The sequence below is a fragment of the Micromonospora mangrovicola genome (assembly GCF_047200535.1).
Classification (GTDB): domain Bacteria; phylum Actinomycetota; class Actinomycetes; order Mycobacteriales; family Micromonosporaceae; genus Micromonospora.
The window spans coordinates 1-9043 of the sequence record NZ_JBJZOG010000165.1; the positions used below are offsets into that span (position 1 = coordinate 1).

The 9043-nt window shown below is 72.8% G+C and carries 8 protein-coding genes and 5 tRNA genes; 6 read left to right on the forward strand and 7 right to left on the reverse strand.

What is annotated here, in order from left to right:
- The first annotated feature begins 138 nt into the window (after positions 1–138).
- The 3 genes from ACL02O_RS32680 to ACL02O_RS32690 all read left to right on the forward strand — a co-directional run bounded on the left by ACL02O_RS32680 (position 139) and on the right by ACL02O_RS32690 (position 3648).
- Positions 139–1419, forward strand: a complete 1281-nt coding sequence (locus ACL02O_RS32680; RefSeq protein WP_412822046.1) for a ferric reductase-like transmembrane domain-containing protein — start codon at positions 139–141, stop codon at positions 1417–1419.
- Positions 1416–2876, forward strand: coding sequence for an NADH-ubiquinone oxidoreductase-F iron-sulfur binding region domain-containing protein (locus ACL02O_RS32685; RefSeq protein ID WP_412822047.1), 1461 nt, complete (start codon positions 1416–1418; stop codon positions 2874–2876). Before ACL02O_RS32680 ends, ACL02O_RS32685 begins: the two co-directional genes overlap by 4 nt.
- 145 nt (positions 2877–3021) lie before the next feature.
- Complete coding sequence (locus tag ACL02O_RS32690) at positions 3022–3648, forward strand: VOC family protein (protein ID WP_412822048.1); 627 nt, start codon at positions 3022–3024, stop codon at positions 3646–3648.
- 299 nt (positions 3649–3947) lie between these two features.
- On the opposite strand, the gene ACL02O_RS32695 is transcribed toward ACL02O_RS32690, so the two are convergent.
- Together ACL02O_RS32695 and ACL02O_RS32700 are read right to left on the reverse strand one after the other, a co-directional pair.
- Positions 3948–4022 (reverse strand) — tRNA-Val (locus ACL02O_RS32695).
- Between the two features lie 57 nt (positions 4023–4079).
- Positions 4080–4152, reverse strand: a tRNA-Gly gene (locus tag ACL02O_RS32700).
- Positions 4153–4314: 162 nt separating this feature from the next.
- Here ACL02O_RS32700 and ACL02O_RS32705 point away from each other — a divergent pair.
- Entirely contained in the window at positions 4315–4557 is a 243-nt protein-coding gene (locus ACL02O_RS32705; protein ID WP_412822049.1) for a DUF6458 family protein, read from the forward strand.
- 85 nt (positions 4558–4642) lie between these two features.
- On the opposite strand, the gene ACL02O_RS32710 is transcribed toward ACL02O_RS32705, so the two are convergent.
- Entirely contained in the window at positions 4643–5461 is an 819-nt protein-coding gene (locus ACL02O_RS32710) for an isocitrate lyase/PEP mutase family protein (RefSeq protein ID WP_412822050.1), read from the reverse strand.
- Positions 5462–5530: 69 nt separating this feature from the next.
- Here ACL02O_RS32710 and ACL02O_RS32715 point away from each other — a divergent pair, with 69 nt between their 5' ends.
- Positions 5531–6511: an ArsR/SmtB family transcription factor gene (locus tag ACL02O_RS32715; protein ID WP_412822051.1), complete on the forward strand. Its 981-nt coding sequence runs from the start codon at positions 5531–5533 to the stop codon at positions 6509–6511.
- A gap of 76 nt (positions 6512–6587) precedes the next feature.
- Here ACL02O_RS32715 and ACL02O_RS32720 read toward each other — a convergent pair.
- The 3 genes from ACL02O_RS32720 to ACL02O_RS32730 form a co-directional block, all read right to left on the reverse strand.
- Positions 6588–6662, reverse strand: a tRNA-Val gene (locus ACL02O_RS32720).
- A 13-nt stretch (positions 6663–6675) separates the two neighbouring features.
- A tRNA-Cys gene (locus ACL02O_RS32725) sits at positions 6676–6746 on the reverse strand.
- Between the two features lie 34 nt (positions 6747–6780).
- Positions 6781–6853: transfer RNA gene (locus ACL02O_RS32730), tRNA-Gly, on the reverse strand.
- Between the two features lie 275 nt (positions 6854–7128).
- On the opposite strand from ACL02O_RS32730, the gene ACL02O_RS32735 reads away from it, so the two are divergent.
- Positions 7129–7731, forward strand: a complete 603-nt coding sequence (locus tag ACL02O_RS32735; protein WP_412822052.1) for a TetR/AcrR family transcriptional regulator — start codon at positions 7129–7131, stop codon at positions 7729–7731.
- Between the two features lie 27 nt (positions 7732–7758).
- On the opposite strand, the gene ACL02O_RS32740 is transcribed toward ACL02O_RS32735, so the two are convergent.
- A complete protein-coding gene (locus ACL02O_RS32740) occupies positions 7759–8934 on the reverse strand; it encodes an alkane 1-monooxygenase (protein WP_412822053.1) in 1176 nt (391 codons plus the stop codon).
- Positions 8935–9043: the final 109 nt, after the last annotated feature.

Sequence of the window (9043 nt, forward strand, 5' to 3'; positions counted from 1 at the left end):
CGGGAAAAGCTTTAAATCATCATGAAGCCCTTTGCCCGAAAGGGTTCAGTCTTGGTATGAACCCTCCGGCAATTGCCCGACCCCCGCACGGTCGGGAGCGTGCTGACCGCTCAGCGCGCCACGAGGTCGGGAGGTGAGATGGACAGCGCCAAGGCGGGCCGCTCGTCCCTGCGTACCACGGGTCTCGCCTCCCGCCCCGCCGCGAGCGGCGGCCTGAGGCCGGTCGCGGCCGTCGCGGCCGTGGCCGTGGTCGTCGTGGCGAGCTTCACCCCGCCGGGCCGGGCCGCCATCGCGGGTTCTTTCGCGTTCCTGGAGTTCTTCACCGGCGTGTTCAGCCTGGTCGGCCTGTCGATCACGGTGATGATCGGCCTCGCGGCGACCGACCGGTTGCTCCTGCTGATCCGGCACCGGATCCTGCTGCAGGTCGTGCACCGCGCCACCGCGGCGACCGCCATGGTCTGCCTGGCGATCCACGTGGTGACCAAGCTGGTGGAGGGTCACGCCCACCTGTGGGACCCGGCGATCCCCTTCCTGGCCAGCCACCGGCCGATCCAGGTCGGGCTCGGTACGCTGGCCAGCTATCTGATGATCGTGGCCACCTGGACCGGCGTCACCCGCGCGTCGTACGCCCAGAGCCGGCAGCCGGGCCGCTGGCGGGTCCTGCACTCCAGCGCGTACGCGGCCTGGCTGCTCGCCCTGGTCCACGGGCTCGGGGCCGGTCGGTCCGCCAAGACCTGGGTGCTGGTCAGCTACGCCGTCTGCGGGGCGCTCGTCGTGCTGGCCCTGCTGGTGCGCCTCTTCGTTGCCCTCAGCCGCCGCACGAACCTGGCCAAGGCGCAGACCATCCGACGGATGCGCCCGGCGGGGCGAACCGCACCGGCGGCCGCCGCCGCACCGCTCGCCACGAACGTGCTCATCCCCAGCCTCGACGGGGCCGAGTGGACCGATGTCGAGCCGAGCGGCCCGACCCGCACCCCCGACCTCGCCGCACCCGCCGGACCACCGCCGGCCGCAACCGCTGAACCGCCACCCGCCCGGCCCACGCAACCGGCGCGACCCGCAGGACCACCGCCTCAGGGCAGCCGCGCCGGGGGCTACCGGCCCTACCGTCCGCTCCGGGAGGATCGGCCGGTGTCGCCGCCGCACGCCTCCCCGGCGCCCCGGCACAGCGCCGAGCCGGCCCACGACGAGCCACCGGCCCGCCCCGAGCCCCAGAGGCACCCCGAGCCGCCGACCCGACACCAGCCCCCGGCGCGCCGCGAGCCTCCCGCGCAGCCCCCGGCGCGCCAGGAGCCTCCCGCGCAGCCCCCGGCGCGCCAGGAGCCTGCCCCGCCCACCGTGGCGCGTCAGCTCGACGAGACCGCCGAGATCACCGACGAGGAGTTCTGGGCGTACATCCGCAACGAGGTCGGGCGGTGAGGACCCCGGCCGTCGGGCATCTCGGCCCACCGCGGCTGACCGCCGGCCTCGACCGTGTCGAACGCCTGAACCGGCGGGCGCACCTGGCCGTGCACGGGGAACTCCAGCCGCTCGATCTGGCCGCCGCCCTCGACCTCGCCGAGCTGACGAACCTGCGCGGTCGCGGCGGGGCCGGCTTCCCGTTCGCCCGCAAGCTCGACGCGGTGGCGCGGTCGGCGCAGCGGCGGGGCCTGCCGGTCACCGTGGTGGTGAACGGAACCGAGGGTGAGCCGGCCAGTTGGAAGGACAAGGTGCTGCTCAGCCGCGCCCCGCACCTGGTGCTGGACGGTGCGGCCCTGGCGGCGCACGCGCTCGGCGCCGAGAGCATCGTGATCGGGGTGGCCGACGACGGTGTCGCCACCGATTCGGTGCTCGCGGCCGTCGCCGAGCGCCGGATGCCGGCGCCCACCCGGCTGGTGACCATGCCGCACCGGTTCATCTCGGGTGAGAGCGGCGCGCTGATCCGGGGCATCAACGGGGACGTCCCGATCCCGCCGGGCCGCAAGAGCCGGGCCAGCGATGCCGGGGTGGGCGGCCGCCCCACCCTGCTCTCCAACGCCGAGACGTACGCGCAACTGGCGGTCGCCGCCCGGCTCGGCCCGTACGCCTTCGGCGAGCTCGGCACCGCCGACGAGCCCGGCACCGTGCTGCTCACCGTGGGCGGGTCCGCCCGCCGGCCGGCCGTGCTGGAGGTACCGACCGGCGTGTCCCTGCGGGACGTGCTCGACCGCTGCGCCGCCCCCGTCGGACCCGGCGTGCTGCTCGGCGGCTTCCACGGCAGCTGGATCGGCCCGGCGGCGGCCACGGAGGCGGTGGTGTCCCGGGCCGGCCTGGCCGCGGTCGGCGGCACCCTCGGCGCGGGAATCATCCTTCCCCTCGGCGAGGGCACCTGCCCCCTCGGCGAGGCCGGCCGGGTGCTGCGCTATCTCGCCGGCCAGTCGGCCGGGCAGTGCGGCCCGTGCCAGCTGGGCCTACCCGACCTGGCGCGGGCGATGAGCGCGCTGAGCAGCGGCGCCGGCGGCACCACTGCCCTGGACCGGATCCGCGCGGCGGCCGGCGGGGTACGCGGCCGGGGCGCGTGCAGCCACCCGGACGGCACCGCCCGGTTCGCCCTCTCCGCGATCGACACGTTCACCGCGGACATCGCGGCACACCTGGCCCGCGGCGGCTGCGGCGACCCGGTACGCGGCGTCCTGCCACTGCCCGACGGCGAGGACTCGACGGGCGGCCGGCTGGTGGTGGACTGGTCCCGCTGCGACGGGCACGGCCTCTGCGCCCAACTCGCCCCGGAACTGATCACCCTGGACGCGAACGGATTCCCGTCCCTGACCGACACTCCGGTACCGCCGTGGCTGGCCGCCGGCGCGCGGAAGGCGATCGCGATGTGTCCGGGGCTGGCCCTGCGCCAGGACGCCTGAGGCGACGGGTGAGACAAGCTGATGTGCTCGCTCGACCAGCGTTCGACGAAACGTTCCCGCCGCAACCGCCGGCGTGGCGCCGGCGCTGATGGGCGGTGCCGACCGTCGCGACCCACCGGCCAGTATCGGTGTTAGCTTGACCGGCATGATCAAGCGAGTCACCGCCGGGCAATTCCACGCGGCGAAGGGTGTCGACGACTGGCACGTCCTGTATCACGTGGTCTCGGTCTATTTCCGGACCGGCTCGCTGGCCAAGGGCATCGCGCTCGTCGATGAGATCGGCCGGCTCGCCGGAGCCGACGAGCAGCACCTGAAGATCGATCTGCGGCCGGCGGGCGTCACGGTGAGCCTGACGGTCCGCGACTCGACGCTGGCCCGCAGAATCTCGGCCGCCGCGAAGGAACTGGGTCTGACGGCGGATCCGACCGCCGTCCAGCTCATCAACGTCACGATCGACGCACTTGTCGGCGCGGACGTGCTGCCGTTCTGGCGCGCGCTGCTCGGCTACCGCCAGATCGGCGACGACTACCTGTCCGACCCGCAGGGGCGCGGCCCGGGCATCGGATTCCAACGCATGGACGCCCCGCGACCGCAACGCAACCGCATACATCTCGACATCGCCGTCCCCCACGAGCAGGCCGAGGCCCGCATCGCCGCCGCCCTTGCCGCCGGAGGCCGCCTGGTCACGGACGCGCACGCGCCCAAGTGGTGGGTGCTGGCCGATCCAGAGGGCAACGAGGCATGCATCGCTACCTGGGTCGGACGGGAATAGATTGGGCCACCCGCCCACGATCGTGAGTACAAAAGATCACAGAGTGGGTCAAGAACAGACACTCATCCGAGACCAGAATCAGCTCACGGAATCAGCACGACGGCGGGCGGGATCACCATTGGACGGCCACCCGACCTGCGCCCGTCCCCGGATGGAAACGACGCTGGTCCGTCAGCCATCGAGATCGCCACCGAACGCACAGCGTCGCTGATTCTCCGCGCCGACAGGGCGTAGGTCATACACAAATGGTCAGCTCAAAGGTGAGCTGGCCATTCAATATCGGACATATCGAAAATGTGTGGTGGGCGATACTGGGTTTGAACCAGTGACCTCTTCCGTGTCAAGGAAGCGCGCTCCCACTGCGCCAATCGCCCTAGCGACCGCCGGGTCTAGACACCGGCCACGGTCGGCCCCGCGAGGGGCGGATCGCGAGCGGACGACGGGATTCGAACCCGCGACCCTCACCTTGGCAAGGTGATGCGCTACCAGCTGCGCTACGTCCGCGTGCCGCCGTCCTCGCGGCGGCGACGGGAGAACTGTACCCGATGACAAGATCGCCGGTCGAACCGACCCGCCGACCGCCCGCTGCGGCCCGCGATTGGCCCGGTGACCGGCTGGGTACTGAGTCCCATCGACAGCACACCACATCCCATGAAGGAGGCTGTCGTGGGAATCGGCACCAGCATCTTCCTGATCGCGGTCGGCGCGATCCTCACCTTCGCGCTCGACGCGAGCATCGGCGGCGTCAATCTGGACGTCGTCGGCTGGATCCTGATGGCGGCGGGCGTGCTCGGCCTGATCATGACCACGCTGGTCTGGGGCCGTCGCCGCCGCGAGGTGGTCACCACCGCCGAGCCGGTGGAGTACCGCCGGGTCGAGGAGCGGCGGGACGTCGCCCCGCCGCTGTGAGGCGGGCGTGCCCGGGGCCGACGGAGCTGACCGGTCCCGCCGGTACGTGACCGGGGCGCCACGTGGTGCCTCGGTCACGCGCCGGTCAGCGGCGCATCAGCTCGTTGAGCGTGCCGTAGTCGACGGCGTCGGCCAGCGCGCCGTACGTCCCGACACCGAACGCCTCCTCGGCGGCCCGGCGGGCCACCGCGTACGCGGCCTCGGCGACCGAGGAGCCGAGGCTGACCCGGGCCACCCCGAGCTTCGCCAGCTCCGGCACCGCCGGAGCGCCCGGCCCGGCCAGGATGTTCAGCGGGGCCGGGATCGCCGCCACCAGGGCGGCCACCGTCTCCGGGTCGACCGCCCCCGGCACGAACACCCCGTCGGCACCGGCGGCCAGGTACGCCTCGGCCCGCGCCGCTGTCTCCCGGACCCCACCGGCCCCGCGCAGGAACGTGTCGATGCGAGCGTTGACGTACAGCGGGATTCCGGTCCGGTCCGCGGCGGAGCGGACGGCGGCGAGCCGGGCGCACTGCTCCTCGACCGGGCGCAGCGGCGTCTGCCCGCCGTGCCGGGCGTCCTCGATGTTCACCCCGACGGCACCCGCCGCGAGCACCGCGGCGACAGTTTCGGCGACCTCGTCCGGGGTGTCGCCGTAGCCGGATTCGATGTCGGCGGTGACCGGCAGTGGCACCGCCGCGGCGACCCGGCGGACCAGGTCGACGGCGTCCGCGCGGCCGAGCGCGTCGCCGTCCGGGGCGCCGAGGCTCCAGGCCACGCCCGCGCTGGTGGTGGCGACCGCGCGCGCACCGGCGGCGGCGACGATCCGGGCACTCGCCGCGTCCCAGGCGTTGACCAGGACCAGCGGCTCGCCGGGAACGTGCAGGGTACGGAAGTGCAGGGCTCGGGTGTGGTGATCGTTCACCCGGCCAGTCTGGGCCGCCGCCGCCCACCGCCGTATTGTTTCAGTTCCAGCTGAAACGAAGGGGGCGGCGTGGTCGCGATCGGCCTGTCGGCGGGCGCCGTGGCCCGGGTCCGCTTCGCGCTCTCCTGCCTCTGGGAGGTGGTCGCCAGCGTGCGAGTGCTGCGCGACCCGGGCCACCACGCGCTCCATTTGCCCTGGGTGAACCGGATGCGCCCGCGGCTGGCCGCGGCGGGGCTGCTCGACCCGGACGGTGGGCTGCTCGGCCAGCTCGTGCCGGCAGCACCCGGTTACGTGGTCGACTTCCTCACCCCGCCGCCCGTCGGGCTGAGCCCCGACCTGGAACAGGAACTGACCGCCCTGCGCGCCACCGAGCCCGGGACCGTCCGCACCCATCTCGATCTTCGTCCCGGCCCCCGGTCACCCGCGCTGGCCGCCCTGTACGCCGACCCCGGCGCGGGACTGCGCTGGCTCGCCGAGGAGATCGAGGCGTACTGGCGGCTGGCCCTCGCCGCCGACTGGCCGAGAATCCGGGCGGTGCTCGACGCGGAGGTGTTCCACCGGGCCCGGCGGCTGGCCGAGGACGGCGCGGCCGGACTCCTCAACGACCTGCACGAACGGGTCCGGTGGGAGGGCGACGCCCTGCTGATCAACCAGCGCCACTGCGCGGCTCCGGACGTTCCGGCCGGCGCCGGCCTGGTCCTGGTGCCCTCCGTCTTCGTCTGGCCGTCGGTGCTCAGCATCGCGGCCGGGGACGTGTCGCAGCTGGCGTATCCGGCCCGAGGTGCCGGCGCGCTGTGGGAGTGCCCGCCCAGCGCGCCGGAGGCGCTGGGCGCGGTGCTCGGCCGGGGCCGGGCCCGGTTGCTGGCGGAGCTGGACGCGCCCCGCTCGACCACCGAGCTGGCCCGGCGGACGGGCCTGTCCCCGGCCGGGGTGTCGCAGCACCTCACCACGCTGCGCGCGGCCGGCCTGGTGGTGACCCACCGGCAGGGCCGGTCGCTGCTGAGCAGCCGGACGGCCGTCGCCGAGGCACTGCTCAGCGCCTCGCGCTGAGCGACGGGCGGTCGAGCCGGACAAACAGAAAGGCTCGTCACCGGACTCCGGTGACGAGCCGTCTGCTCATCGGTACTGGTGGGCGATACTGGGTTTGAACCAGTGACCTCTTCCGTGTCAAGGAAGCGCGCTCCCACTGCGCCAATCGCCCTCGTCTATTGCCGAGGTGGAGACGGGATTTGAACCCGTGTACACGGCTTTGCAGGCCGTTGCCTCGCCTCTCGGCCACTCCACCGAGGTTGCCCCCGACATGCGTGTCGGCATCTCCGAGCGGACGACGGGATTCGAACCCGCGACCCTCACCTTGGCAAGGTGATGCGCTACCAGCTGCGCTACGTCCGCGTGCCCCCGGTGTTTCCCGGTGACGGATGAGAACTTTAGCCGAGCCCGGGAACGGTTGCCAAATCGGGGTCCCCTTCGGGCGCGTTCGGGTGACATCCACCCCCTGCGACGGAGCTTCCTAGGAGCCTGGGTGGGTGGCCCTCGGCGACCGCCCCGACCCGCCCGGGGGTCGCCGGCGAACCGGGGCAGGCAACTGTCCGGGATCCGACTGTCGAGCGCCCGACCGGCCGAATCGGTGACTCCTCGTGGTCAATTGGATGGGCTACGGTAACGGCGTGACGAGACGCGCCGCCGAAATCCGCCTGGATGCCCTGCTTCGCACGGCCTGTGACGTGATCGCGGAGCGGGGGCTCGCCAACACTCGGACGGCCGACGTGGCGGAGGCCGCCGGAGTCAGCCAGGCACTGGTGTTCTACCACTTCGCCACCAAGGACCGGATGCTCGCGCAGGCCTTCGCGTACGCCGTCGAGCAGGTTCTGGCCAAGCTCGACTCGGTGGTGCACTCCTCCGCCCCGCCGCTGACCAAGCTGCGCCGGATGCTCCGGCTCTATGCGCCGACCGGCCGCTCGACCTCCTGGTCCATGTGGATCGACGGCTGGGCCGAGTCGCTGCGGACGCCCGAACTGGAGAAGGTCTCCCGCCGGCTCGACCTGCGCTGGCGGCAGGACCTCGCCGCCGTGATCAGCGACGGGGTGGCCGACGGGACCTTCGACTGCCCCGACCCGGCCGGCGCGGCGTGGCGGATCAGCGCCGTGATGGACGGCCTGGCGGTGCAGCTCGCCGTGCACGAGCGGGTGATCACCCGGCGGCAGATCGCCGAGTGGATCCGCCTGGTGGCCACCCGGGAGCTGGGCCTGGAGCCCGCCGCGCTGGACTGAGGCGGCCGGCGGCCATCCCGGCACCGCTCAGCCGGCGGACCGTCCCGGAGCGGCCGACGCACGACCCCGGCGCTCCCGCAGCCGGTCCCGGGCCGGCGGGTGGACGTTGGCCAGCTCGAGGTCACCGCCGTAGTGGGCGAGTACCCGGTGATCCATCACCCGCCGCCAGAGCGGTGGCACCAGCGCGGTGACCACCATGCTGGCGTAGCCGGCGGGCAGCTGCGGCGAGGTGCCGAAGCTGCGCAGCGTCTGGTAGCGGCGCAGCGGGTTGGCGTGGTGGTCGCTGTGCCGCTGAAGCTGGAAGAGGAACACGTTGGTGACGGTCCGGTCACTGTTCCAGCTGTGCCGAGCGTCGACCCTCTCGTAGCGGCCGGCGGCGGTGCGCTGCCGGGCCAGACCGTAGTGCTCCAGATAGTTGACCACCTCAAGCAGAGAGAAGCCGACCACCGCCTGCAGGGCGAGGAAGACCAGCACCCCCGGACCGAAGGCGACCGCGAGGACCGCGTAGAGCAGCACGGTCATCGCCCAGGCGTTCAGCACGTCGTTGCGCCAGGTCCACGGCGTGCGGCCGCGCAGCCGGAACCGGCCCGTCTCCAGCCGCCACGCCGAGCGCAGGCTGCCGAGGACCGTACGCGGCCAGAACGCCCAGAAGCTCTCCCCCAGCCGGGAGCTGGCCGGGTCCTCCGGCGTGGCGACACGGGTGTGGTGGCCCCGGTTGTGCTCGACGTAGAAGTGCCCGTACCCGGTGGGCGCGAGCGCGATCTTGGAGAGCCACCGCTCCGCCTTCTCGCGCTTGTGGCCCAGCTCGTGGGCGGTGTTGATGGCGATGCCGTCGACCACGCCGGCAGTGGCGACCAGACCGGCCGCGGCCAGCCAGGACAACTCGCTCCGGGTCCATACCGCGCAGCAGAGCACCAGGGCCGCGTACTGGGCGGGCAACCAGAGGTAGGTGAGCCAGCGGTAGTAGCCGTCCGCCTGCAGCACGGGCACCACCTCCTCCGGCGGGTTCTCCCGGTTCTCCCCGACCAGCAGGTCGATGACCGGGATCAGGCCGAAGACCACCAACGGGGTGAGCCACCAGGACCAGGGGGTGCCGGTGGCGCGCCAGACCGCAACGGCGATGAAAGGCAGCACGGGGACGAGCAGGGCGAGCGGCCAGAGCGGCTTGCGGGTGTCGCGCCAGGGTGGGGTGTCGATGCCCATCGTCAGCCTCCGATCCGTTGACTTGCGTCCCGACTGTGGCAGCCGTCACGCCGTTTTACAAGATGCGACTTTTTGTAAAGTCGGGCCCGGAACCGGGTACGCGTCGGGG